Annotated in this window: 26 protein-coding genes and 1 riboswitch; of the genes, 6 read left to right on the plus strand and 20 right to left on the minus strand. The window is 35.2% G+C overall.

What is annotated here, in order from left to right; genetic code table 11:
* Positions 1-495 precede the first annotated feature (495 nt).
* The 4 genes from ACUXVC_RS16515 to phaZ all read right to left on the minus strand — a co-directional run bounded on the left by ACUXVC_RS16515 (position 496) and on the right by phaZ (position 3,187).
* Positions 496-696, minus strand: a complete 201-nt coding sequence (locus tag ACUXVC_RS16515; protein WP_000166303.1) for an NETI motif-containing protein — start codon at positions 694-696, stop codon at positions 496-498.
* Complete coding sequence (locus ACUXVC_RS16520; protein WP_000062798.1) at positions 680-1,876, minus strand: MFS transporter; 1,197 nt, start codon at positions 1,874-1,876, stop codon at positions 680-682. Before ACUXVC_RS16520 ends, ACUXVC_RS16515 begins: the two co-directional genes overlap by 17 nt.
* A 113-nt stretch (positions 1,877-1,989) precedes the next feature.
* Entirely contained in the window at positions 1,990-2,223 is a 234-nt protein-coding gene (locus ACUXVC_RS16525) for a hypothetical protein (protein ID WP_141241014.1), read from the minus strand.
* 67 nt (positions 2,224-2,290) lie between these two features.
* Positions 2,291-3,187, minus strand: coding sequence for an intracellular short-chain-length polyhydroxyalkanoate depolymerase (phaZ, locus tag ACUXVC_RS16530; protein ID WP_095690506.1), 897 nt, complete (start codon positions 3,185-3,187; stop codon positions 2,291-2,293).
* Between the two features lie 189 nt (positions 3,188-3,376).
* On the opposite strand from phaZ, the gene ACUXVC_RS16535 reads away from it, so the two are divergent.
* From ACUXVC_RS16535 to ACUXVC_RS16545, 3 genes are all read left to right on the plus strand, one after another.
* Complete coding sequence (locus ACUXVC_RS16535; RefSeq protein WP_000343680.1) at positions 3,377-3,793, plus strand: MarR family winged helix-turn-helix transcriptional regulator; 417 nt, start codon at positions 3,377-3,379, stop codon at positions 3,791-3,793.
* A gap of 15 nt (positions 3,794-3,808) precedes the next feature.
* Positions 3,809-5,008 (plus strand): MFS transporter, encoded by a 1,200-nt coding sequence (locus tag ACUXVC_RS16540; protein ID WP_001190333.1) that lies wholly within the window; start codon positions 3,809-3,811, stop codon positions 5,006-5,008.
* Between the two features lie 100 nt (positions 5,009-5,108).
* Positions 5,109-6,368: a serine hydrolase domain-containing protein gene (locus tag ACUXVC_RS16545; protein WP_095690505.1), complete on the plus strand. Its 1,260-nt coding sequence runs from the start codon at positions 5,109-5,111 to the stop codon at positions 6,366-6,368.
* A 284-nt stretch (positions 6,369-6,652) separates the two neighbouring features.
* On the opposite strand, the gene ACUXVC_RS16550 is transcribed toward ACUXVC_RS16545, so the two are convergent.
* Complete coding sequence (locus ACUXVC_RS16550) at positions 6,653-7,174, minus strand: DUF6141 family protein (RefSeq protein ID WP_446025761.1); 522 nt, start codon at positions 7,172-7,174, stop codon at positions 6,653-6,655.
* Positions 7,175-7,440: 266 nt separating this feature from the next.
* A complete protein-coding gene (locus ACUXVC_RS16555; protein WP_327642349.1) occupies positions 7,441-7,869 on the minus strand; it encodes a helix-turn-helix domain-containing protein in 429 nt (142 codons plus the stop codon).
* A 252-nt stretch (positions 7,870-8,121) separates the two neighbouring features.
* On the opposite strand from ACUXVC_RS16555, the gene ACUXVC_RS16560 reads away from it, so the two are divergent.
* Positions 8,122-9,468 carry a short-chain fatty acid transporter gene (locus tag ACUXVC_RS16560; protein ID WP_446025762.1) on the plus strand — a complete coding sequence of 449 codons (1,347 nt, stop codon included), beginning with the start codon at positions 8,122-8,124 and terminating at the stop codon, positions 9,466-9,468.
* Positions 9,469-9,508: 40 nt separating this feature from the next.
* Here ACUXVC_RS16560 and ACUXVC_RS16565 read toward each other — a convergent pair whose 3' ends face one another.
* From ACUXVC_RS16565 to ACUXVC_RS16580, 4 genes are all read right to left on the minus strand, one after another.
* Positions 9,509-9,862 carry a type I restriction-modification system subunit M N-terminal domain-containing protein gene (locus tag ACUXVC_RS16565; protein WP_120460013.1) on the minus strand — a complete coding sequence of 118 codons (354 nt, stop codon included), beginning with the start codon at positions 9,860-9,862 and terminating at the stop codon, positions 9,509-9,511.
* A complete protein-coding gene (locus tag ACUXVC_RS16570) occupies positions 9,859-10,434 on the minus strand; it encodes an NAD(P)H-dependent oxidoreductase (protein ID WP_446025763.1) in 576 nt (191 codons plus the stop codon). The genes ACUXVC_RS16565 and ACUXVC_RS16570 overlap by 4 nt, the downstream gene beginning before the upstream one ends.
* 23 nt (positions 10,435-10,457) lie before the next feature.
* Entirely contained in the window at positions 10,458-10,847 is a 390-nt protein-coding gene (locus tag ACUXVC_RS16575; protein ID WP_446025764.1) for an SWIM zinc finger family protein, read from the minus strand.
* 260 nt (positions 10,848-11,107) lie between these two features.
* The gene (locus ACUXVC_RS16580; RefSeq protein WP_002094089.1) at positions 11,108-11,425 is read right to left on the minus strand and encodes a hypothetical protein; all 318 of its coding nucleotides are present in this window, start codon (positions 11,423-11,425) and stop codon (positions 11,108-11,110) included.
* A gap of 40 nt (positions 11,426-11,465) precedes the next feature.
* A riboswitch (SAM riboswitch) is annotated at positions 11,466-11,564 on the minus strand.
* Between the two features lie 122 nt (positions 11,565-11,686).
* On the opposite strand from ACUXVC_RS16580, the gene ACUXVC_RS16585 reads away from it, so the two are divergent.
* Positions 11,687-11,878 (plus strand): hypothetical protein, encoded by a 192-nt coding sequence (locus ACUXVC_RS16585; RefSeq protein ID WP_000554029.1) that lies wholly within the window; start codon positions 11,687-11,689, stop codon positions 11,876-11,878.
* 32 nt (positions 11,879-11,910) lie between these two features.
* On the opposite strand, the gene ACUXVC_RS16590 is transcribed toward ACUXVC_RS16585, so the two are convergent.
* The 7 genes from ACUXVC_RS16590 to rraA all read right to left on the minus strand — a co-directional run bounded on the left by ACUXVC_RS16590 (position 11,911) and on the right by rraA (position 19,625).
* A complete protein-coding gene (locus tag ACUXVC_RS16590; protein ID WP_446025765.1) occupies positions 11,911-12,633 on the minus strand; it encodes a YwiC-like family protein in 723 nt (240 codons plus the stop codon).
* 183 nt (positions 12,634-12,816) lie between these two features.
* Positions 12,817-13,518 (minus strand): ECF transporter S component, encoded by a 702-nt coding sequence (locus ACUXVC_RS16595; protein WP_023522507.1) that lies wholly within the window; start codon positions 13,516-13,518, stop codon positions 12,817-12,819.
* Positions 13,491-15,152, minus strand: a complete 1,662-nt coding sequence (locus ACUXVC_RS16600) for an ABC transporter ATP-binding protein (RefSeq protein ID WP_446025766.1) — start codon at positions 15,150-15,152, stop codon at positions 13,491-13,493. The genes ACUXVC_RS16595 and ACUXVC_RS16600 overlap by 28 nt, the downstream gene beginning before the upstream one ends.
* The gene (locus ACUXVC_RS16605) at positions 15,125-16,003 is read right to left on the minus strand and encodes an energy-coupling factor transporter transmembrane component T (protein WP_446025767.1); all 879 of its coding nucleotides are present in this window, start codon (positions 16,001-16,003) and stop codon (positions 15,125-15,127) included. The genes ACUXVC_RS16600 and ACUXVC_RS16605 overlap by 28 nt, the downstream gene beginning before the upstream one ends.
* Positions 16,004-16,025: 22 nt before the next feature.
* Positions 16,026-16,871 (minus strand): DUF4430 domain-containing protein, encoded by an 846-nt coding sequence (locus ACUXVC_RS16610; protein WP_446025768.1) that lies wholly within the window; start codon positions 16,869-16,871, stop codon positions 16,026-16,028.
* Positions 16,872-16,928: 57 nt separating this feature from the next.
* Positions 16,929-18,806, minus strand: a complete 1,878-nt coding sequence (locus ACUXVC_RS16615; RefSeq protein WP_446025769.1) for a DUF4430 domain-containing protein — start codon at positions 18,804-18,806, stop codon at positions 16,929-16,931.
* Between the two features lie 339 nt (positions 18,807-19,145).
* Entirely contained in the window at positions 19,146-19,625 is a 480-nt protein-coding gene (rraA, locus tag ACUXVC_RS16620) for a ribonuclease E activity regulator RraA (RefSeq protein ID WP_000266049.1), read from the minus strand.
* Between the two features lie 200 nt (positions 19,626-19,825).
* Here rraA and ACUXVC_RS16625 point away from each other — a divergent pair, with 200 nt between their 5' ends.
* Positions 19,826-21,256: a YfcC family protein gene (locus ACUXVC_RS16625; protein WP_098126532.1), complete on the plus strand. Its 1,431-nt coding sequence runs from the start codon at positions 19,826-19,828 to the stop codon at positions 21,254-21,256.
* Positions 21,257-21,402: 146 nt separating this feature from the next.
* On the opposite strand, the gene ACUXVC_RS16630 is transcribed toward ACUXVC_RS16625, so the two are convergent.
* The 3 genes from ACUXVC_RS16630 to ACUXVC_RS16640 all read right to left on the minus strand — a co-directional run bounded on the left by ACUXVC_RS16630 (position 21,403) and on the right by ACUXVC_RS16640 (position 24,313).
* Positions 21,403-22,230, minus strand: a complete 828-nt coding sequence (locus ACUXVC_RS16630; protein WP_053563973.1) for an endonuclease I family protein — start codon at positions 22,228-22,230, stop codon at positions 21,403-21,405.
* A gap of 500 nt (positions 22,231-22,730) precedes the next feature.
* On the minus strand, positions 22,731-23,087 hold the full coding sequence (locus ACUXVC_RS16635) for a hypothetical protein (protein WP_001229424.1): 357 nt from the start codon (positions 23,085-23,087) through the stop codon (positions 22,731-22,733).
* A 200-nt stretch (positions 23,088-23,287) separates the two neighbouring features.
* Positions 23,288-24,313, minus strand: coding sequence for an alpha/beta hydrolase family protein (locus ACUXVC_RS16640; RefSeq protein WP_446025770.1), 1,026 nt, complete (start codon positions 24,311-24,313; stop codon positions 23,288-23,290).
* Between the last annotated feature and the right edge of the window lie 13 nt (positions 24,314-24,326).

The raw sequence follows: 24,326 nt of genomic DNA on the forward strand, positions 1-24,326 counted from the left end.
ATCTGCTTCGGAATATACAGATAATCATTTTCCATTCTCTAGCAATCTATCAATTCCATCAGAATTGATAGATTGCTAGAAAAACATGATCCATCAGGATGTCGACTAGTTTCATATACCTGTTCCAATTGCAGTAACTCGTTTAATCTAAACAAGATAGAAGAATAGTTCATATAGCCTCTTCTCTTGCTTTACGTTTGTGAGTGGCTCCAAAAAGAGGGAATCGTTGCTGTACCCCCTTTAAATATTATGGAATCTTTGTAACTAATTTCTTTACGTTAAGCGACAAACATTATACCGATAACAATAAGTAAGACCCAAGAACTTATTTTACCAATATACGAAAAAAGTAGCAATCTTTTGACCCATATAAAGAAGCCAATTAGGAGAAATGAAAGGGAGATTCATTTTAATTAATTCCTTCATTGATTAATAAAAAAACAAGCCACCCAGCTATTGGATGGCTCTATACGATAAAGAGAATTTGTTATTGGATTACTTCAATTTCCCTTCAAAAACAATCTTCCTACCGCACGGCTCAACTACTGTTTTGCCGTCTTTCTTTACTTCATGAAAGATCGGCTCTTCCATACGACGAGACGGAGCGTAGCCTTCTTGTTCCATACGTGCTAAGCAGTCTGTAATTGTTTCATTTTCAAGTACTTCAAATTTCTTTTTATTAGGTTGTTTTGTCATGCCCTAACCTACTTTCTATTTTTCTTGATGCGAATTGATTCTTCATGTAGACCATGTATAACATTGCTAGAATTCCCATTATAATCATAACCGCAATAAAAAAGCTTGTATACTGTATTTTTTCTATAAATACGCCGCCTAATACAGGCCCCATAATACTTCCTAAACTAAAAGCGATTCCGGATAATATATTACCTGCCGGTAGTAAGTGTCTCGGTAATAAATCAGTCATAAATCCAAGCCCTAAAGAGAAACACGATCCAATAACCATACCCGCTAAAAGCATGCAGGCAAAGACGATCCAGTAATATTGATCAAATACGGCGGCAAGTAGAAAAATGCCCGTACTTATGCTAAACGTCCACGTTAATATACGATCCCTTCCGTATTTATCACTCAATATACCGAGTGGAATCTGTGTAATAATACCCCCAACTGCAAATGCTGGTAATAAGAAGGATACATCTGAAACAGACCACCCTTTACGAAGTGCGTATACTGGTAAGTTACTATTTAACATGGCCTCAAGTACACCGTATGCAAGTGGTCCTAGTAACGCAATCCACCCTAATCCAACAACTTGTTTATAACGAGAAAATGATGATTCACTCTTCACTTCTCTTTCATCTTGCGCTGGGAATGCATTTTTTGTTGGAAGTAGTAAAAGCCAACCTATTAAACAAAGTATAGTAGATATAATAAATGGTGTTGCAAGACCGTACTGCACAGTGCTTGCTAAATACGGACCAACAGCAAAACCAATTCCGAAGAATACACCGTATATCGATACTTGTCTCCCTATTTTACTTGGATCTGATGTTGTCGTGATCCACGTTTGTGTTCCGACATGAAGCATATGATCTCCAACTCCAACTAGAAATCTAAGGATAAACCATACCCAAAACGAAAATGTTTGTGTAAAAAAGAATAATGAAATAATAACGAGAAAACCACCTATAACAATAATTGGCTTCATTCCAAACCTTTGCATCGGTTTTTCAAGAAACGGCGAAATAACTAATATCCCGATGTACAATGCCGTCGCATGAATACCGTTAATACTTGAACTAACCCCTTCTTGTTCAAAAATCATTGCAATGGCAGGTAAGAGCATTCCTTGTGATAAACCAGAAATTGCTACAATCCCAACCATAATCCAAAATGTAAAACGCATTGACATCCTTTGTCCCTCTCCTTCTCACGCTTCCACTTTTCATTATAAACTGTTTTTTCAAATGCGTGTACGAATATTCACAATAAAAAAGAAGCTAAAAGAATGAACCTTTTAGCTTCCTACCCTTCCCAAACTTGCGCTTTCACATTGTTATGAAATTGCTTGAAATACGGATTCTTATAAAATGCAGTTCCATATAAGTATTGCTGTGCGTTAGCGATTGGTGGCTGCGGATATTGCATTTGTAAAGGAACTACAGCTGGCGAAACTTGCATATACAGCGGGTTTATCATCATTTTTGTATATGCGTAATGATTATATGGCGCATAAGCGATGAAAAATGGTTGATGCATTGATAATCTCCCCTTTAACATACAAATGTTATAGTATATGCAATACTGTTCATTTCGGGGATTATTTCTATTCTAACCAATCCTCTACATGTTTTATAAATACATCTAAACAATCAATAAACGGCGAGTGACCGCAATCTTCTAATACCTTCAACTCTGCATTTGGCAAATGTTTCGCTAATTCCTCACCGACTACTTGCGGTACGACATAATCTCTATCACCTTGTATGACGAGTGTCGGCGCTTTAATACGATGAATTTGTTTACTTCCCTCTACAACCCCATTATGTTCATCTGAAATATTAAATGTAATGAGCGCATAATTCACATCTACGAAATTACGTTGCGTTAACATATCATCTAAATACTTTTCATAACGGTCCGGTTCAGGTTGATTATGTGTATATATTAATAGATTCCATACTGTACGGTAATATAGTTTGTTCATATTTTTTATCGCATCTAATACTGGAGCGATTTGTACTGGATCTTGCGCAATTTCTTCTTTCGTCTTTACTAAACTTGATACAATCGGCTGCCCATTCGTATCTTTTTTAAAAATTGGGTATCCTTTCATTCCTACTGATTCTACTAAAATTAACTTTTCTACAAAAGTTGGGTGATTCGCTGTAAATTGCATCGCAACGCCACCGCCCATTGACCAGCCCATTAATGAGAATTTCTCTAGCTTTAACTCGTCGATAAATAATTTTACATCGTCTGCAAAGTCTTGTAATGAATCTATGGACTGATTATACGTTGATTGTCCAAACCCTCTTAAATCAAGAGCGTAAATATGGTATTGATCTTGCAACTTTTCAATAACTAAATCCCAGTGTTGTGACGATGTCATGTTCCCGTGAATGAGTACAAGAATATCTGTATTTCGCCTTCCAACTTCCTGATATGCAATCGTTTCTCCGTTCGATAGTGAAACAAACTCCATTGTTGCAGGCTTAATCATCACAAGTTCCCCCATTCTATTTAATAGAAAGAAAATTCTTTACTTAATTAAAGAATAGCACGTAGAATATACGTTCGCAACATAAAACCTATAAGAATTTTTTACATAAATCAACATGTCTATTACTAGACAATTATTATAAAAAAGTATATAGTTAGCTAGGTAACTAATTTGAAAGGATCAAAATACATGGACGAAAAACAACATTTTTTTCATATCGTCAGCCAGACTTCTCGAAAGTTTACGAAGAAATTTAATGAACGTGTATCTCCAACTGGGTTATTTAGTGCGCAGTGGGCTGTTATTTTCCGCATTAATCAAACTGGTTCTTGTACGCAAACAGAATTATGCCAATATTTAAATGTTGAATCACCAACGATGACTCGTACGTTAACACGTATGGAAACGATGGGATGGATTATTCGTACAGAAGGTAAAGATCGCCGCGAGAAGCTCATTTCTTTATCCGAAACAGCGATAAAGATGATTCCAGTATGGCAAGAAGAAGTTGATACTTTCGAAGAAAAAACGCTAGAAGGTATTAATGAAGATGATTTACATCAAGCATTTCAAGTGTTACAACAAATTATTAAAAATTTAGATTAAATTGGAGGGATGACGATGCAAAGTGAGAAACTTTGGACGAAGGATTTCCTCGGAACTTGTTTTAGTAGTCTATTTCTCTTCTTAACATTTTACATGCTTATGACTACTCTGCCTGTCTATGTAATAGACGGCCTAAAAGGAAAACCTGAGGAAATTGGTTTAGTTGCAACTGTGTTTCTTATTTCTTCTGTTTTATGTAGACCATTCACAGGAAAATGGCTCGATGATTTAGGAAGAAAGAAAATATTATTTATTTCACTTTCATTATTTTTAGCCGCTACTGTTATGTATTTCGGTGCGCAAAGTTTATTCTTATTACTTGCCCTTCGCTTCTTACACGGTATTGGGTTCGGGATGGCAACGACAGCTACTGGTACGATTGTAACTGATGTTGCGCCAGCTCATAGACGAGGCGAAGCACTTGCATATTTCGGCGTATTTATGAGTCTGCCGATGGTAATTGGTCCTTTTTTAGGTTTAACAATTATTTCTCATTTTTCGTTTACTGTGTTATTTATCGTTTGTTCCGTATTTTCATTACTTGCATTTTTATTAGGACTACTTGTAAATATTCCGCATGAAGCACCTGTGAGCAAACAAAAACGTGAAAAAATGAAATGGAAAGACTTAATCGAACCATCTTCTATTCCGATTGCACTTACAGGATTTGTTTTAGCCTTTTCTTATAGTGGTATTTTATCCTTTATTCCTATTTATGCGAAAGAACTCGGGTTAAGTGAAATTGCAAGTTATTTCTTCATTGTATATGCACTTGTCGTTGTCATTTCTCGTCCATTTACAGGAAAGATTTTTGATCGCTTCGGTGAAAATGTACTTGTTTACCCTGCTATCATTATTTTCACAATCGGAATGTTCATATTAAGCCAAGCACAAACTTCATTTTGGTTCCTTGGCGCAGGTATGCTAATCGGTTTAGGTTACGGAACATTAATTCCGAGTTTCCAAACGATTGCGATTTCTGCTGCTCCAAACCATAGACGTGGTTCTGCGACAGCTACGTATTTCTCATTCTTTGATAGTGGTATTGGCTTTGGTTCTTTCATTTTAGGTATTGTCGCAGCGAAATCTAGTTATCATAATATGTATTTTATCGCAGCTATTATCGTTGCTTTCACTTTACTTTTATATTATGGATTACACGGACGAAAACAAAAATTCAAAAAACAACCTACAGACGGAAAAATTTCCGCTTAACGTTAATAAGGAAAGTAAACTTCCCCGTTTACTTTCCTTATTTTGTATTTCCTTCAAGACGAGCGTATACTTATAGTAGAAATAAAAAGGAGGGCCATATATGAAACTAAAAAAATCTCCCCTACTCTTACTTTTACTAACATTCATATTTGTAATTACAGGGCTTGGGTTTACTTACTTCAAACAAAATAAAACGACCCCATCAAAACATAATGTGACAAAAGAAAACTGGTTAAATGACCCTTACTTACGTTGGTCGTATACACATATGAAAGAATTCACTTTAGTTAATAACGTAAAAAACAATCCTGACCAAATTGCTCACTTCCCTTCCGCATTGCAAAACTTAGACGATTTTGCTGTAGAGCGTAGATTCGGAAATACAACTCCTCTAAAAAAACTTTTAGACGATAACAAAACGGATGCTTTTGTCGTTGTACATAATGGACAACTTGTTTATGAACGATATTTCAATGGGTATAAACAGAATGAACCTCATGGTATGGCATCATTAGCAAAAGTCTTTACCGGGGCAATTATACAATCTCTTGCTGAAGAAAATCGTATCGATTTAGAGAAAACAGCTGACACTTACATAAAAGAATTAAAAAACACACCGTTCGGAAAAGCGACACTTCAGCAATTAATGGACATGCAAGTTTCAGCAGAATACCCGACCCACGGATATGAGCAGCCTGGGCTAGAAAATCAAGATGCACAATTATATTTAGCTAGCAATATTTTACCCCGCGGCAAAAATTACGACGGTCCGATGAAAATTTATGATATGTTACAAGAAGCAGAAGAAACTGCACCGCCTGGTTCTGCCTTTTCTTACAATAACGGATCAACAGAAACGCTCGCTTGGGTTATTCGAACTATTACTGGTAAATCATTAGCTGAAAATGTTAGCGAACGAATTTGGTCTCAAATTGGTATGGAAGAAAACGCGTATTACGTTACAGATGAAACGAAAATAGAACAAGCAAGCGCTGGCTTAAATGCAACTGCTAGAGATATGGCGAGATTCGGGCAATTACTATTAAACAACGGGGAATATAACGGAAAACAAATTCTCCCTTCTTCTATTACTGAAGATATAAAAAATGTCCAAGAAGGTGAACTTGCAATTAGCCCTGGAGCTTCCATTTCTTATCATAATCAATGGTGGATTCCCCACAATGAACAGGGTGCTTTTGAAGTGTTAGGTAGTTACGGACAAACACTTTACATCGATCCGAAAGCAAATATGGTAATTGTCCACTTCTCTTCTAACGCTACGCCAAGTAATGAAATACATTCAGTTTACTCAAATATGTATATTGATATTTCACATCATTTAGAAAAGCTTCCACAGTAGTGGAAGCTTTTTCTTATTTCGGTGTTATATTTGAATCCATTATATTATTCCAGGTTTAAAAGCATTCGTAAATCTACTATCCTCATCATGGTTATTCATAATTAAACTTTTTATTAGCAATCCAATAAAAAGTTACGAAGAGTGTCAATAAAATCCAAATAATCGTTAGTAACACATTGGCTATTATGTTTGAATTTACTAATCACGTAATGAATGTTTCCATCATAAAAGAGTTTGATTATTTTTGTGACCTCTCCTCCATTAAAGCGCTCATTTGCTACAGTTTAATTTTCATTATGCTGTTTTGCCGAGTCCAATGCTTTTTTTAGTTCGTCCGGTTTTTGAGTACCTATTACAACTGAATTATATATCAACTTTAACTCTATGCCTTTCTTTCCATTCATGTTATAGACTTTTTCACCATTAAAATTAAAACGAATTCCCCATCCTCCAAATCTTTTTAACGGACTGTAAGTAATACTTTCATAGTGACGTATATCTTTGAGGAGATACTCCCTATATTGAAAATGAAAAGGTACAAAACGAACATAAAGACCTTTTCCACGAACCTCAATGATTAGCTTCAATACCCCAAGCATTAATATAGGAGAAGCAATCCCAAAAACTAACCACAAGACAATTAATGCACCATTAGGAGCTGGTTTATCTCCAAACGGAATATCAAAGATAATTTGTTGAATAAATCCATACCACATCAGTATGGCGATCCCTAATATGAGTATCCATATCCAAATTTGTTGTGGCCGCTGAACCTCACGAAAGATAACTTGTTCTTGTTGTTTCATTAGCAATTCCACCTCCTAAGTGGCTTATTTATTTGATTTCAACACATTTTATTCAACAATCTGGACTGATTGCTAAACAACAAAAAAATTGTACAAAAATTCCGTTCTGGGGTTGGTATAAGGTTTTAACTTGATAGGCATGGAGATACTACCATTACTTCAACAATTCGAGTATCCAAAATTCAAATTAAATCTGAATTAACTAAAGCCGACAGCAATTGGATAATATTCATACTCTCACTGGCTGTCGGCTTTCATTTTAAAATTTAATTTAAAAATTTTTTCTTATTATTTTTGATGTAGTGTACGACTATTACAAAGTAAATAACAGCTATGAGATTAATTATGCTTAATGTTAGACCGGATAAATTGGACCAAGGCAGTACAAAAAGCCAAAATACTACTAAAATTGAACTCACTACATATAACCATTTGAATTGATCTGTCATTTTTAATTCCCCCATTTTTCCTTCTTTAATGATTTTGTCTTTCAAGAAATCATCTCCTTTAATTAATTCGTCAATGCTAATATTGAATAAATCACTTAATGCAATAAGTGTTTCAATATTTGGATAGCCTTTTTCAAGCTCCCATTTAGAAATTGATTGTCTGCTAATGTTTAATTTAAGAGCTAGTTCTTCTTGTGATAAGTTATGCTTTAAACGTTCTTCTTTTAGCTTTTTATAGAACTCCATAATTTCAACTCCTATAACTTTATTTTTACTATAGATTATAAAAATCCGTAAGAATCGAGAAGTAGCATGATGTAACTTAAGAGTAGCAATGTTTGAAACAGATGGTTGCACTATACTTCAACACACAATGAAATAACGGTTCAACAAATAAAAACAACCGGAATAAATATCTGAATTTTCTATATATTAAAGGGTATTATTCAAACAACCTCGAATAATTGTAATACATATACATAAGGAGGTTGATCTATTTTGTTTCGTTCCTTTACAAATGGTTGCGTCGCCTTAGTGCAGCGCTTCTTGCCAGAACCGTTTATTTTATCATGTTTACTAACTGTTTTCGTTATCTTCTTTGGTATGTTTGCGACTCACCAAACACCTGTAGAAATGATTAATCACTGGGGTAATGGAATTTGGGGACTCCTCGCCTTTTCTATGCAAATGGCACTTGTACTCGTGACTGGATCTGCTTTAGCAAATGCTCCTCTTATTAAAAAAGGATTAACGAAAGCTGCCAGACTACCGAAAACGAATGGACAAGGTATTATTGCCATTTCCATTGTAAGTTTACTTGGTGCATACATAAACTGGGGCTTTGGAATTGTTGTATCTGTTTTATACGCAAAAGAAGTAGCAAGACAATTAGAAGGATTAGATTATAGACTAGCAATTGCCTCTTCTTACTCTGGATTTCTCATTTGGCATGCCGGTCTTTCTGCCTCTATTCCTCTTACGTTAGCAACAGGCGGCGAAACGTTAATTAAAACGACTGCTGGAAGTATTAAAGAGGCGATTCCGATAACAGAAACGTTATTCTCACCATACGCTCTCGTTCCAGTTATTATTTTTCTCGTTACGATGCCTCTCATTAATAAAGCGATGCATCCAGATGAAAAACATACGATAACTGTAGATCCTAGCGTGTTCCATGAAGAAGCTGCTGCTCAAGAAGTAGAAAAAAATACATTCGCTGAAAAAATGGAAAATAGCATCATTATTACACTTTGTGTTGGATTGTTAGGTCTCATTTATATTTTCAATTACTTTTATACGAAAGGATTTAATCTTACTCTCGATATCGTGATTTTTATGTTATTAATTGCTGGACTTATTTTCCACCGCACTCCGATTCAGTATATTCGCGCTTTTTCAGACTCTACGAAAAGTGCTTCTGGCATTTTACTTCAATTTCCGTTTTACGCAGGAATTATGGGCATGATGATTGGAGCAAATAGTGAAGGACTTTCACTTGGAGGAGCTATTTCTAATTTCTTTATTAGCATTTCAAACGAATCAACTTTCCCGCTCTTTACTTTTTTAAGTGCTGGCATCGTTAATATTTTCGTTCCATCTGGTGGCGGTCAATGGGCCGTGCAAGCACCAATTATGATTCCAGCTGGCGCTGAACTTGGTGTACCTGCTGCAAAAACTGCAATGGCCATTGCGTGGGGCGATGCTTGGACGAATTTAATTCAACCTTTCTGGGCATTACCAGCATTAGCGATAGCTGGTTTAGGTGCTCGTGACATTATGGGATTTTGTGTTGTGAACTTACTATATGCGGGTTTTATCATTAGTCTATGCTTCTTATTTATTTAAACGAAAAGCTAGTTTTATACTAGCTTTTTTACATAATAAATCATTTATTTCCCATGCAATTTATAACTGTCTTCCACTCTATGTCCGTAAGGTGTAATGACTCAAATGCAAAAAAATCTTCGCAAATTTTTCCGATCAAGTGTGGATGTTCCCTCAAAAAATTCCACTGTAACGCTTTAGGAAGAAAATATGTTTCATATTCTTTACTTCCCCTTACTACCTCATCTACTTCTCTTTCACAAATTCCTCTTATTAAATAATCATTTCTTAACTCTATTTGAATTTGTTGAAATGTATCGCTGCATTTTTTCAATTGAAGTAAACACGTAATATACTTTCGAAAAAGTTCGTTATCATACTGACAACAGTTTATAATACGATCGACTTCATTCATAATGTACGAGCCTTTTCTTCTATTTGTAATAACCATTTTTCGCGCTTTGATACTTTACTCCTTTTCACAGATTGAAACACTGACCGTTTTATATCACGAATGCCACAAAAACGTAAAACACCTCTCTTCATCACAATCCAATCTGCTGATCGATATAACAATGCGACGTACCATAGAGGCGAGTCTAACGTATTAATAACCCACGCTTTTTTCCCTTGCAATAATCCTTTCGGCAGAGCCCCTTCATATTTATAAGCAAATCCAGCTACGAAAATACGGTCAATAAAACCTTTTAAAATAGCTGGCATCCCCCACCACCATATTGGATAGATGAATAGAATTGTATCTGCTTCTTCTACTAACGTTCTGTATCGAGCTGTTTCTTCTTCATTTACTAAATCACGTCTTTTCTTCTCATCATTAAATACGAGGACTGGATCAAATTGTTCTTTGTATAAATCAAGTACGGTAACTGAATGATTTGTTTCCTGTAGTCCTTTTTGCACATGATTTAAAATCGCCGCATTAAAACTTGAAGGACTAGGATGAGCGTATACAATTAGTACGTTCACTACATAACAACTCCCTCTATAAGTTAAAGTTTCCCCTTCTTTAACATCTTCTCTACAATTTGCATGTTTTTCGAACTTTGTAATAAACGATTTAATACAGTAAGTAACTCTTCCTTTTCTAAACCTTTCAGTTTCTCTTTCACCTTACTCTCACCAGCACCTTGAATATCATAAACAACTGCCGCCATATGTTTACAATAATTTTCATACGGACATTCGCAACTACTTTTTGAAAAATCTTCGAGATCGATAACTACTTCATAATTCCCTGCATTTCCAGTAACGAAAGCAAACACTTTGTTATCTTGTATTTCAACATCTTCTACATGTCCATCTTCATAATATTCATTTCCCTTATCTACAACGTACTTTGGGATCCATTTCGTTATATCTTTTAATAAGTAAGCGTACATAATTGTACCCCTTCCTTTAATTCCCTTTTGACTTCCAAAACCCTGCATGTTATTCTAAGAACTGTTAAATAGCAAGTCTATTTTGCAAAACGACTGACACCTATTCGGCGAAGGTGTCTCTTTTCATTTGCAGCCGATACGAATTGCCTCTTTCAGGCACATTCAATTTTTGACACTACACACTCAACACCATTCCCTGTATCAGGCTGCTTAAGCAGTCTTTTACTCTACATACTCCGTTATTTTAAAAAAAAGAGAGCTTAGCTCCCTTTTCTCGCCTTATAAAATACCCCTTTTTCAGTATAGAGATATTCATCAGCTAATGTAATTTTCCCATCCAGTTTCAGTTCATCTAATAGTCTTGATAAATAAAATTGATGTAACATCTTTTTCGTGAATTTTCCTTCATGATGCGAAACGATATGTTCTTGAATATCTAACAATGATATTGGCTTATCTTGCTCTATCATATATTCATAAACTGTACTACGCAGTTTTACGTATTTTTCGAGTGTCACAGCAATGCGCAACCCCTTTCTTCTTAATATAAATTTTCGTAATCGGTTTTTTTGCAACAAAAAAACCTCTCCGATAAGAAGAAGTTACGTATATATCTTCGTCTTATCTCCCAGAACAAATATGTTCTGCTGGAATTAGCACCTGCATCGCGGTTGCTGGGTTTCATCGGGCCAGTCCCTCCACCTCTCTGGATAAGAAAATATTCACTTAATTCTTACTATACGTAATTTCATTTTAATTGTCAAACAAATATAACAAATAATATTTTCTTCTTTACTGTTCATACTATACATATATGAATATGCAAGGAGGATTATGAAATGCATCAAAATGCTCGCGGATATGTACAAGATTCTTTTCAATCATTACAAGAAGCAAAACATTGTTTAGAAGAAGCACTACAGACTGTTGAAAAAGATTTTAATCGCGCTCGTATTGAGCAATCCCTTTATGCGATCGAACAAGCTATTCAACGCTGCGATTACACCGTTCACATTTTAGAACAAGATTGAAAAAACTTCCCATCATAAGGTGGGAAGTTTTTTCAAATGGCATACTTCATAATTATTGCCGTTATGATTAAAAAATATACAGAATTCACAATTTCTAAAACCCCTACTTTTATAATAGAAATTTTTTTGCCATACAATATAATGGCTCGAATGACACTTGGTATAAAAATAAGTGAGCACCACTGATTAATTGCAAATACAATGATTGTTAATAGAATATGATAACCCCAAGATATAAAACGATACTTCGGATTATTTTTCTCACGTATCATCGTTTTCACATAAAACGTACTACCTAAAAAGTATAAGAATGAAATAAGTGCAATGAATAATGCTGTATGATCGATTTGTTTCATTGAAAAATAATAACTAATTAACCCACCAACACAAAACACAATGATCGCACAAATATCATTTAATAGTGCCCTTTCATTTTTTTGACGAGCATAATGCATATTTACTATAAATAGTGGAATCATGACTATTACGAATAAAAGAATGCGCCATTCATATAATAGAGAAATCATCCCAAATACGAACGCAATAATAAAATATACAATTGAAGCATGTAAATACTCTTTTTTTCGTTTTTGTTTTATGTACATAAGGAATGGATACGTAGCTAAATAGATAAAGAACCAAGCTATAAACAATGGAATGTGATATATAGTAGGTTTTCCAAGTATGACACTTAATAGAAATGGTATAGCAAGCATCGCCCATGCACCATGTTGCTTCGGAATAACTAACTTCATTAACTATACACCTCCCTTTTGAAAATAGTTCTCACCTATTATTATACGAATAATTTTATATAGTAACGGATATATATTGGACTATTTTTTGACAATAAAAAATGCTCCTTACAATATGTAAGAAGCATGAAAGAGGCAAACGAATATGTAAGTCGCGACCCTACCTTATATGAGTATGCTTTTCTATGCTATGTTATGCTTATCTAATATACCGTATTTCTTTTTAAATCTTGTGAGAATCGTAATCCAAGAAGTACTAAATAATAGTAAGAAGACAACATTCGAAATTGCATGGCTCAAATCGAAATAAAAACTTGCGATGTAATACGAAATGACTGTTTCCCACGTTGCCTCTCGTATAAAACCGAGAAGTCCCCAGAAATTCATAATCCAGCCAAATAAAAATCCAACAAACAATCCGTACAGGAGTCTTCCCCATAGCTTTTTCATTAAAAATGTATTACGCAATAATCCAGCTATAAAACCAATCATACCCCATGAAAACATTTGCCACGGCGTCCACGGACCTTGCCCTAAAAAGATGTTAGACACAATCGCTGCTGTTGCACCGATCATAAAACCCGCTTCACTTCCAAACACAATTGCAGAAACGATAATAACAAAAGAAGTTGGTTGTACACTCGGTAAAATAGAAAATGGTACGCGGCTAACTGCTGCAATTGCCGCTAATACAGCAACGAGAACAATTTCACGTGAAACAAACGCCTTCCTTTCAAAACGGATATAGAAAGGTAACATAATAACAACTAATAAAAACAAACTACTTAACATGTAATAACCGTCCATAATAAGTGTAGTAAAGAGTAATGTGCCTATTATTACTGCAAAAATACATATTATGAATGCAACATATCGTTTGGACACGCTTCGTACACATCCTCCCACGTTAATGCATATGGCAATTCTTTTCGAATGAATCGGTTAATAGATGTTGTATAAAAGAAGTTACCACTAAAAAATTCTTTCGGTGCATCATTCATAATGACTGCTCCATCAAATAACATCATACATCGATCCACGTATTTCGCTGCAAACTCAATGTCATGCGTTGCCATTACAATTGTTGTACCTTCTTTTTGCAGCTCCCTAAATAGTTCTCCTACTCTTTCTTTCTTCCATGGATCTAACCCCTTTGTCGGTTCATCAAGTAATAATAGCGTTGGCTTTGATAATAACGTTGTACATAATGCAAGAAGTTGTTGCTCTCCTCCGCTACAATCATGCGGATGGCGTTCTTTAAGCGAATACAACCAAAACTGTTTTAGCGTATCTTCTGCTATTTCTTTTCCTTGTTCTCCATATAATTCACGTGCACGTTCATACACCTCATCCCACACTGTATCAAATGTAAAATGATAATATGGATGCTGCGATACATACCCAATACTTTTAAACCGTTCTTTCGAATCAATTTTATGTATCACTTTTCCGTTCCACTTTACTTTCCCTCTTCTCGCTTTTTGTAATCCTGCTAAAATCGTTAACAGTGTAGACTTACCTGTACCGTTCTTCCCAACGAGCGCTACCCATTTTCCTTTTTCAATCGAAACTGATAAATCACGTAAAATAAGCGGACTATTTTTTTCGTACTGGAACGAAATATGCCCTGCGCTTAAAATTACCTCTTGCTTTTCACTTTGTGCTATTGGCTCATTTACATATGATATCGCTGAAAAATTATTCATTTTCATTTGCGCCTCTCGCACCGTAAACGGAATATCTCTCACATTCCACTCTAAAAATAGCCTTGGAATTTGCGGAATAAATGGACGGAATGTTTCTACTCCCCACATATTCGTAATAACAGTTTTAGGACTACCATCATACATAATACAGCCATTATCCATACAAACAACGCGTGTTGCAAGCGGGATAACTTCATCTAAACGATGTTCACTTAAAATAATCGTAATTCCAAGTTCTTCATTAATCCGTTTTAATAATCCTAAAAACTCTTTTGCAGCAATTGGATCTAACTGCGCTGTCGGTTCATCTAATAATAGCAATTTCGGCTGCATAACTAATACCGCAGCTAAATTAACAAGTTGCTTTTGCCCACCAGATAACGTGTGAACAGATTGATGCAATAAATCTTGAAATCCTAAAAAGCTAATAAGCTCTGCTATTCGTTTTTGAATAATATGTGATGGTAACCCAATATTTTCTAAAGAAAATGCTAATTCTTGAATAACTGTATCCATTACGAGTTGATTTTCTGGATTTTGAAATACCATACCAATTTCTTGAGCAGATAACAAATCAGGTACATTTTCTAATAAAGTACCATCATAATATGTATCCCCAGTACGCTTACCAATTGGAAGTAATTCTTTTTTAAAATGTTTTAATAAAGTCGTCTTCCCGGATCCTGATCCGCCGGCAAGTGCAATAAACTCTCCTTTTTGAACAGAAAGAGAAATATGCTGTAACGCTTTTTCGTTTTCATCAGCATATACAAATGATAAATTGTTTATTTCTGCATGCGCCACCATAACCATTCCCTTCCTTCCATTATAATTGGTAAACTAATAAACATCGTAAATACGATAAACATCATCCCATCGTATTGCTGAAATAAAATAGATTCGACTTTCGGATAAATGATTAACTTTCCTCCGCCATACGTACTACATATGATAGCAATTATAAATAGAATACTTAAATAACTGAGCGTATACCAATCTCGTTTTTCCATTCTATAGCGAATATATGTCGTACGTTTCGTTACACCAAATCCACGAGCTTGCATAGAATCTGCCGTTTGCAGTGCATCTTCCAATGAACAAATTAATAATACTTGCAGCAATTGCATACCATTTTTGACGCGTTCAATTATCGAACCTGAATCTACCTGCACACCTTTCGTCTTTTGAATGAGTGTGATTTTCTTTAATCGCCTTATAAACAAAGGAACAAATCTCACTGTAATCATCGTTAACAATGCAACTTTCGGTGAAATTCTTGAAAACAGATATAAAAATTTATGACTGGAAATAATATCATTGTATGACGCAAACGTAAACATAACTGCAACTAGTAATAACCCCATTACTATTCCAAACATAATCGCCTCAAGCTTAATACGGCTATCACCTAACCAAAACAACGTAGTTCGACCTCTATGCGTTAATAACGAATTAAATAAAATTACCATAAAAAAGAAAACAATTGTGCTCGGTAGCATCTTTCTTATCTTTTCGCTATTTCCTTGCATCACATTTAACATAATAATTAATACTATTGCTCCAATTAAAAAAAGAGGATGAAGACACATCGTACATAGTATCATCACCCCGATATAATAGAAAAAATTCACAAAAGGATGTAAAGAAGAAAAACTTATTTTCATAGCCCTTTACCGAATGCCTTTCTTATTGTAATACGTATACCCACTCAATTGTATCTCCTGGTTTTACCGTAGCTACACCAGCACTATGGTTTGGAAAAGCACCGTTCACACGATATTTCCATCCACTAGTATCCGCAATATCTTTTTCATATAAATCATTAATACCTTTTACATAAATACTATCTCTAGATCCGCTTGCATCAACATCTAATCCTGTACGTTGTAATACTTTATACACAGTATCGCCATCTTGTACATCCATCTTTTTCGCACCCATTATATATCCGTTATTTCCTTTTACCGAGATTGTTACTTGTTTTGCTTGTGGTTTCGGTACTGATACTGGATCTGTTTTTGGTTTTGGTGGTTCAGGTTTTGGTACTGCCGGAGTCGGTATCATTTTCTCCGCTTTATTCGGATCAACTTTTTGCTCCTGCTTCGGTGTTTCTTTCGGCTGATTCACAACCTTTGCTTCTTCTTTTACTTCTGGTGCTTTCGGTTGTTGTTTCTCTTCTTGTGCTTGTTGCTGCTCTGGTTGCTTATTTACAGCCGGCTGTTCTTTCGGTTGTTCCTGTTGTTTCTCTTCTTTCTTTACCTCTGGTTGTGCCTGCGGCTTTTCCTCTTTCGGCTTCTCATCTACTTTTTGTTCTTGTTTCTCTTTCTGCTCTTCTTGCTGCTTTTGCTCTGATTCAGCTTGCTTTTCTTCTGTTTTTTCTTCCGGCTTCGCTTCATCTTTTTGTTCTTCTTGTTTCGCTACCTCTTCTTGCTTCGGTTCTACCTTCTTCTCAGGCTTTACAGCTGCCTCTTCACATCCGGCAAGTAGCCCAAGCGAAAGCAGTAAAGAAATGAACCATTTCACCTTACTCATCCTATCTCTCACCTTTCATACGAAAATTAGGAGCAAATAATTGCTCCTAATTTTTTGTTAAGCTGCTTTACGTCTCCATAATACATATGCAGAAGCAATACATAATACACCCATACCTACTTCTGTTGCTGCACTATGAGAAGATGCTCCTGTTTTTGGTAGACTGTTACCGTTTCCGATTTTTTTCTTCTTAACCGGTTCGTTATCTACAACTACTTTTAGATTTTCATCTTTTGTTTCTTGTTGTACTTGGTTTTGTTCTTTCGGTTCTTCAGTAACTTCTTTTTCTACTACATTATTTTCTGGTTCAACGACCTTTTCTGGCTCTTCAATCGGTTTTGGCTTAATTACATCACCAGCGTCTACATTAGACCAATCATAAATAGATTTTCCCATTTCCTTAAATTGAAGTAATGCTAAAAGAGCCTGTTCTGTAGCCATTCCGTTACCATTTTGATCACTTGGTAACCATTTAAATTCACCATTTGAAAGTTGATATGATAATAGGTTTTGCATTGCCTTATGAAGACGATTTTGATCTACATCTTTAACAAGTGATAATCCAATAATTGCTTGCGCAGTACTATTTGAATTTTCTTGTCCATCAGCTGAAAAACCGCCATTTTGCAGCTGTTCGTTATATAAATACGCAACAGCTTTTTGTATAGCTGGTTTCACATCTGATCGCTCTTGATAAGGAGCTAATGCTGATAAAACCATACCTGTTACATCAACGCTACTAGCACTATCTTTACTACCTGAACTATTATAAGTCCATCCACCGTCTGTATGCTGATTATTTAACAGTGCTTCCACTAGAGCAACTCTGTTCCATTTTGATTCAACTGGAATCTCATACTTCTTCGTATCAAATGCAAGTAAAGCAAATGCATAACCTGTAACAGAATTCACTTTATCTGACTCATACAATTTTTGAACTAAATTATGTCCACCTACATTTTTAGGGTCTGCACTCATTGCATTCATCATTATAATTGTTCTAGCTAAATCTGTCGCTGAAAAACGATTAATGCGCTTTTCTACTTTTTCAGTTACTGACTTAACATAATTTAATTTTGCGTCAATTGGCACATTCTTTCCAGAACGAGAAAGCGCTACAGCTACCCAATCACTTTCGATTCCATCTTGTAACATCTTGTCAGATGTTTTTGAGATTGCTTCCTCTAATTGCTTCGCTGGAATTTGAACATTCTCTTGCTTTGGTTGTTCTGGTTTTTTCCCATCTGGCGTTTTACCGTCTTGATCACCTTGGTTTTTCTCATCTGGCGTTTTACTGTCTTGATCACCTTGGTTTTTCCCATCTGGTTTTTCACCGTCTTGATCACCTTGGTTTTTCCCATCTGGTTTTTCACCGTCTTGATTACCTTGGTTTTTCCCATCTGGCGTTTTACCGTCTTGGTCACCTTGATTTTTCCCATCTGGTGTTTTACCGTCTTGACCTTCTGGTTTTAGTTCTTCTGTTTTACACGTTCCGAACTTATCTAACGTTTCTTTCAATGTTTCCTGACTCATATTGCTCCAGTCTGAAACAAAGCGAAAGACAACAACATCTCCAGATTTTAATTTATAACTATCTGCTCCGACTTCTGCAGACTTATCATTTACATCATACAGCCAAGCACTTGTAGCCCCGGCCATTAAACCATCGATTCCTTTTACATATGTTCCAAACGACATCGTTTCAGATTCTACTTTGTCCCCCATGACCTTTTGCAGCAAACTTAAAGCTGTTTCCCCATCTTTAATTTGCTCTTCTTTCGGACATAACATAATGCCTTTTTGTGATTCCCCAATAATTGCAAGTTTTGCTGTATTTCCTTCAGCAAACGTAATATGTACTGTATTCGCAAAAGAAACAAATACAAGTGTCACTGCCATTAAAGACGTAAGCAGCCATTTTTTCAACATTGCCATCCCAAAATTTCCTCCCTTACTACCATTTACACAAAAAAAGGCCCTTCAAGGGCGTGCGATTGACACTCTCTTTTTGTAAGTGTCGAACAAAAATGTACAACACCTCCTACCCGCATTATTCGCGGCTATATTTGTATAGGAAAAATAATTTTGTTTATGAACGTATCATTGTGATAACATTCACTTTTCTTGGCACAACTTACTTCCATTTAAGTTATCGTAAAACGATAAACCTATACATTCTGTAAATTTTAAATTTCTGTATTATTTTACTATTGACAAAGAATTTTGTCCATGCTTTATCGGATTTATTTTCTAAGAATAATAACTTATTAACTCTTAACTATGTAAACTCTTTTCACTAATAATGACGCCATCTTCATCCGCATAGACATATTCATTTGGATTCCATTCTACTTGTCCAAAGTGCAATGAAATATTTCGTTCTCCTTTTCCTTCTTTCACACTTCTATTTGGCATCGTTCCTAATGCTAAAATACCAATATTAATATTCTTTAGTTCACTAGAATCACGAACATACCCATTCACAATAATTCCTGCTAGCTTTCTTTCTTCCGCAATAGCTGCCAAATTATCACCGAGTAACGCACAATTCGTAGACGCTCCGCCATCAACAACTAATACTGTTCCTTCTGGTAATGTTTGCAATCCTTCCTTCACTAGTACATTATCATCTTTCACTTTTACAGTTGCAATTTTTCCGTAGAATTGTTCTTTCTTCCCAAAAGACCGAAAAGACTGTCGACATATTTGTAATTCCTTTTCAAATTCATCACATAAATCAGTAGTTTTCCACATCTTGTTCCCTCTTTTCCTTTTTCTTTCTACATAACATATTCTTGGCTTATTATCGTTTCCCTGTCTAATATTGTAATAATTTGTATGTGCGGGAAAAGGATACAAAAAATATTGCCTTAAGAAGCTACCTTTATTATAATCTATTTCACAGATTAAATTCAGAATATTAAAAATTAATCAAGTGAAGAAGGAGGGATTTTATGCAAATACAAACTGAGGCAAAAAAACAACCTAGTAAACAAAAGTTTAAAATGCCTGATGCGTACGTACTACTATTTTTTATTGCCTTACTTTGCGCCATTGCTACGTACTTCGTTCCTGCTGGAGAATTTAAAAGGGTTACAAACGGAACCGTTACAACGACAATACCAGGTAGCTACCATTCTGTTCCGCAATCACCCGTAGGATTTGTTTCTTTTTTTACCGCTATTGAAAAAGGAATGACACTTGCTGCTCCTATTATCTTTCTAATTTTATTTACAGGTGGAGCTATTGCAATTCTTGAAAAAACAGGTGCTCTTGACGGTTTAATCTATCATGTTATTAACAAATTTCGGAATCAGCAATTACTTTTCATTTGTATAGTTGCTGCGCTCTTTTCTATTCTTGGAACGACTGGTATTATCGTTAACTCAGTTATCGGTTTTATCCCCATCGGTATCATCGTTGCACGCACGTTAAAATGGGACGCTATCGTCGGTGTAGCAATTATTTATTTAGGCACTTATGCTGGTTTTAATGCTACTATTTTATCTCCCTCACCTTTAGGCATTTCACAAAAGATCGCAGAACTTCCGATGTTTTCCGGGATTGGTTTACGCACCGCAATCTATATATCTTTTTTACTTGCCACTATCCTTTATATTAATTGGTATGTAAAGCGCTTGAAAAAATCGAATAAAGGAAGCATTCTTGGCGACAACTGGTTTCCAAGTAACGCTCTTTCAAGCGAAAAAGAAGCGGAGAAAAAAGAAGTTCCTTGGACGATACGTCATAAATTAATTTTACTCGTTTCAGCTTTATCGTTAATTGTATTTTTAATAGGCGCTTTTCGTCTACATTGGACGGACGCAGAAATGACCGCTACTTTTATTTTCATAGCAATTACAGCCGGAATAATAGGTGGTATGAAAGCAAACGATATCGCATCTACTTTTCTAACTGGCTGCCAAAATCTTATCTACGGTGCTCTAATCGTTGGAATGGCTCGTTGTATTTCAGTCATTTTAGAACAAGGCAAATTACTTGATACAATCGTTAACCAACTCGCACAAGCTCTTGAAGGACAAAGCCCTGTATTTGGCGTTATCGGTATGTACGTAAGTAGTGCCGCATTACATTTCCTTATTTCATCCGGGACAGGAGAATCGGTTATTTTTATTCCGATATTAGCTCCATTAGCTGATTTCATGCACATTACACGCCAAGTTACAGTACAGGCTGTTATGCTTGGGGAAGGTGTAGTAAACTGCTTAAATCCAACTTCTGGTGTTTTAATGGGCGTTCTCGCAGCGAGCGGGATTTCTTATGGAAAATGGATTCGTTTCATGGCTCCACTTGCACTCATTTGGTTTATCATTGGACTTGTTTTTCTTATTGTTGGGGTGAATATTGAGTGGGGACCGTACTAAAATACCCATATATAATTAACTTGATAAAATATCTATCCTATTCTCCTCTTCAATCCTATAAAAATCATTTATTCTAGTAAAAATATAAGAAGGGATTGATCATAATGATCAATCCCTTCTATCAAAATATAATACCTTTAAAAATCTTAGTTCCAAATTTTATTTACCCATTCAGGATGATCAATAAAAGGATTGCGGTTATGTTGATATTTTGTAAAAATCACTTCATTACGCTTTCGCTCTAAATCATCGACCGGGTCTTGTTCATTCCATTTTAATAAAACCGATAGTTTCCCCATGTATGGATCTTTATTGTTATTCACTTTTTCATTTAGTTCTAAATCTATTTCGCCGTTGTCCCCCTCATAACGAACAGCCATATAAAACAGCATTCTAGCAATATCTCCTTTTACACTATCACGAGGTTCCCAAGAATCACTATCATATTTACATTCTGTCGCTTCAGAATGATTCACACCACCATTATCAAAATCTAAATTTCCACGTGAACTATTTACAGATACATCCGTCGCTCTTAAATGATGTAGATCTGTTCCAGGTCCTGCAGTCGTTCCAAAGTCACCGTGAGATTTTGCCCAAACATGCTCACGGTTCCAGTTATTTACTCCTGATCCATTCGTAAGCTTCCCTTGCGAACGACCAGTATATAAGAGTATCACATTATTTTTATTATTTGGATCTTCATCAGTATCTCTTAGTGCTTCCCAAACCGCACTGTATGATAACTTTGTATGATTATCAATAATATTATGCAGTTCCTTCTTTAATTCTAAGCCCGTTTTTCCTATTGCGTTATTATAATATGTATCGTCATAACTTTTTACAATAATCTCTTGTGCTGATGCAGGAGCTACTTCACCGTGTATAGTATCTGTGAATGATAGAGATGCAGAACCTAAAATAAAAAATGAAGATAGCGTAATCATAGCAATCTTTGTATTTCGAAACTTCATATACCCATTCCCCTTTAAAATATAATTTGAAGCTACTAACTAAAAAATGCTTTCTCCCCCCAAAACTTTTAGAAACCCATACCCACCCTTTTCTTTTTATTTAATACAAAACTCTATTGAGTTTATATCATTTCCAAACTTTTTGTTTATCTACTTTCCAAACAATTTTACTTTTCACAAGAAATATCCTTCTCCCGTAAAGATTATTAAAATATTCTTTACAATTAAAAAGTAGTTTAATATTAACTTATAAATTTAAATTTATTTATGCAATAATGCATATTTGATAAATACTTAAAAAAACAGTTTGAATAAAAAGCATTCAAAGAAAACCGTGCCACAAAATAGATACGGTCTAAGACAGAAATAATAAAAATCTAGATGATAGCTCGACTTTTCCTTTTTCCATAACTGTCTTTATTTTTGTGTAAAACCTTTCTTTCTCTGAATAATACGTACAAAAATAGATTGGATACCATGTAGGCACCAATCTATTTTAATTAAAGAAACTGTGTCAATTCTGAGTTCACAATACGTTGTGCAGTAATGATAACACTGTCAGCTGTTAGTCCATAAACACTATATAGTCCACCAGGTTGATTAGGAACAATTTGAACTTCATATTCAAATGCTTGTCCAAGAGCAGGATGAACTAAACTTAGAGTTGCAAAAGTAGAAGCATTAGAATTTACATTGAAGTTTACCTGTTCAATTAATACTAATGAACCGTCAAGTCTAAAAACTCTAGCTACTCCAGTAAGCGGGCCCGCAGTACGGTTAAGGATTTTTACCCTAACTCTATTTGCATTAGCAGGTTGATTTCCTACGTTTTCAATTGGTCCTGTAGTAAGAGCCATATAACATCACCTCCATTATATTATTATGATATTCAACGATACACATTGATGTTATAGTTTAATTATCCAATTTATTTAAAATAAAAAAATGTTCGTTTTTATCGCGTTAATTAATAAAAACGAACATTTTATAATGAATGAATTCGCAAAAAAATAAATTCATATACTAAACTAAATCAACCTACAACAGCCGTTTTTTTTTACAGACAATTACTCTCCCTTCCGACTTCCTCACTTTCGCCTAATATTGAACCGGAAATCTTTCTACCCGCATGTTGCGAGATAAAATGCGCATCCATCCAATTCACAATTATTTCTTCCAACTCTGGATGAAGTGGCTTTCCTGCCCCTTCTTCATAATTCTTTTTAAACTCTAATGCTTTAAATTCACCTTCAAAACTTTTTAAACTATGATCCATATTTTTTACTACACGTACTTCAGAATCACCCTTCACATACTCACCGATCCGCTTCGCTCTTTCAGGGTCAGCCTGAATATCTTTATCACCAGCAATAGCTAGTACTGGACATGTTACTTGTTGTAAGTCTTTATAGATGTCATGCTGAAAATGCTCTCTAAACCACTTTGCATTCATCGGTTTAAAACCAACTTTAATCGTATCTTTTTCTGTGTTCATCATTTTCTCTTTTATTTTTTCCATCTGTTTTTCTCCGCGTTTCTCTACATTAAGAAGACGCATTAGTTTTCCTTTTATTCCTTTCTGCTCTTTTAGTTCTTTATAAGCAATTTCTCTTTGTCTTTTTGTAGCTTCTTCTAATGATTCTGCAGCTCCTGTAATAAGTATGAGTCCATTAACTGGTGTTCTTGCGTTTACTACAGTGGCTAACATACACCCTTCACTATGACCAGCTAAAATGATATTTTCTGGATCAACAAATGGTTGTTCTTTTAAATACGTTATCATGGCCTCTATATCACTAACTAAATCCCACATTCCAGTCTTCAGAATTTCTCCGTTACTCTTTCCTACTCCGCGCTTATCGAAACGGAGCGTCACTACTCCAAGTTGCGCCATTACATGTGCTAAATCTTTATATATGTTCGACTCAAGCTTTAGCGGTACTATCGTTCCATCACGATCAACTTCTCCAGATCCAGCGATAATTACAACAGCAGCATACTTCCCACCAGGTTTTGGCTTTGTAATCGTACCTTGCAAAGTTAATTCACTTTTTACCGCTACTTCATATTCATCAAAGATCATTATATTAATCCTC

This window comes from Bacillus sp. N6 (genome assembly GCF_052805735.1).

What these genes read in the sequence shown, in the direction of transcription:
- ACUXVC_RS16515 (WP_000166303.1), bottom strand. Translation starts at nt 696, where the DNA reads ATGACAAAACAACCTAATAAAAAGAAATTTGAAGTACTTGAAAATGAA.
- ACUXVC_RS16520 (WP_000062798.1), bottom strand. Translation starts at nt 1,876, where the DNA reads ATGTCAATGCGTTTTACATTTTGGATTATGGTTGGGATTGTAGCAATT.
- ACUXVC_RS16525 (WP_141241014.1), bottom strand. Translation starts at nt 2,223, where the DNA reads ATGCATCAACCATTTTTCATCGCTTATGCGCCATATAATCATTACGCA.
- phaZ (WP_095690506.1), bottom strand. Translation starts at nt 3,187, where the DNA reads ATGATTAAGCCTGCAACAATGGAGTTTGTTTCACTATCGAACGGAGAA.
- ACUXVC_RS16535 (WP_000343680.1), top strand. Translation starts at nt 3,377, where the DNA reads ATGGACGAAAAACAACATTTTTTTCATATCGTCAGCCAGACTTCTCGA.
- ACUXVC_RS16540 (WP_001190333.1), top strand. Translation starts at nt 3,809, where the DNA reads ATGCAAAGTGAGAAACTTTGGACGAAGGATTTCCTCGGAACTTGTTTT.
- ACUXVC_RS16545 (WP_095690505.1), top strand. Translation starts at nt 5,109, where the DNA reads ATGAAACTAAAAAAATCTCCCCTACTCTTACTTTTACTAACATTCATA.
- ACUXVC_RS16550 (WP_446025761.1), bottom strand. Translation starts at nt 7,174, where the DNA reads ATGAAACAACAAGAACAAGTTATCTTTCGTGAGGTTCAGCGGCCACAA.
- ACUXVC_RS16555 (WP_327642349.1), bottom strand. Translation starts at nt 7,869, where the DNA reads ATGGAGTTCTATAAAAAGCTAAAAGAAGAACGTTTAAAGCATAACTTA.
- ACUXVC_RS16565 (WP_120460013.1), bottom strand. Translation starts at nt 9,862, where the DNA reads ATGAATGAAGTCGATCGTATTATAAACTGTTGTCAGTATGATAACGAA.
- ACUXVC_RS16575 (WP_446025764.1), bottom strand. Translation starts at nt 10,847, where the DNA reads ATGTACGCTTACTTATTAAAAGATATAACGAAATGGATCCCAAAGTAC.
- ACUXVC_RS16585 (WP_000554029.1), top strand. Translation starts at nt 11,687, where the DNA reads ATGCATCAAAATGCTCGCGGATATGTACAAGATTCTTTTCAATCATTA.
- ACUXVC_RS16590 (WP_446025765.1), bottom strand. Translation starts at nt 12,633, where the DNA reads ATGAAGTTAGTTATTCCGAAGCAACATGGTGCATGGGCGATGCTTGCT.
- ACUXVC_RS16600 (WP_446025766.1), bottom strand. Translation starts at nt 15,152, where the DNA reads ATGGTTATGGTGGCGCATGCAGAAATAAACAATTTATCATTTGTATAT.
- ACUXVC_RS16605 (WP_446025767.1), bottom strand. Translation starts at nt 16,003, where the DNA reads ATGAAAATAAGTTTTTCTTCTTTACATCCTTTTGTGAATTTTTTCTAT.
- ACUXVC_RS16610 (WP_446025768.1), bottom strand. Translation starts at nt 16,871, where the DNA reads ATGAGTAAGGTGAAATGGTTCATTTCTTTACTGCTTTCGCTTGGGCTA.
- ACUXVC_RS16615 (WP_446025769.1), bottom strand. Translation starts at nt 18,806, where the DNA reads ATGGCAATGTTGAAAAAATGGCTGCTTACGTCTTTAATGGCAGTGACA.
- rraA (WP_000266049.1), bottom strand. Translation starts at nt 19,625, where the DNA reads ATGTGGAAAACTACTGATTTATGTGATGAATTTGAAAAGGAATTACAA.
- ACUXVC_RS16625 (WP_098126532.1), top strand. Translation starts at nt 19,826, where the DNA reads ATGCAAATACAAACTGAGGCAAAAAAACAACCTAGTAAACAAAAGTTT.
- ACUXVC_RS16630 (WP_053563973.1), bottom strand. Translation starts at nt 22,230, where the DNA reads ATGAAGTTTCGAAATACAAAGATTGCTATGATTACGCTATCTTCATTT.
- ACUXVC_RS16635 (WP_001229424.1), bottom strand. Translation starts at nt 23,087, where the DNA reads ATGGCTCTTACTACAGGACCAATTGAAAACGTAGGAAATCAACCTGCT.
- ACUXVC_RS16640 (WP_446025770.1), bottom strand. Translation starts at nt 24,313, where the DNA reads ATGATCTTTGATGAATATGAAGTAGCGGTAAAAAGTGAATTAACTTTG.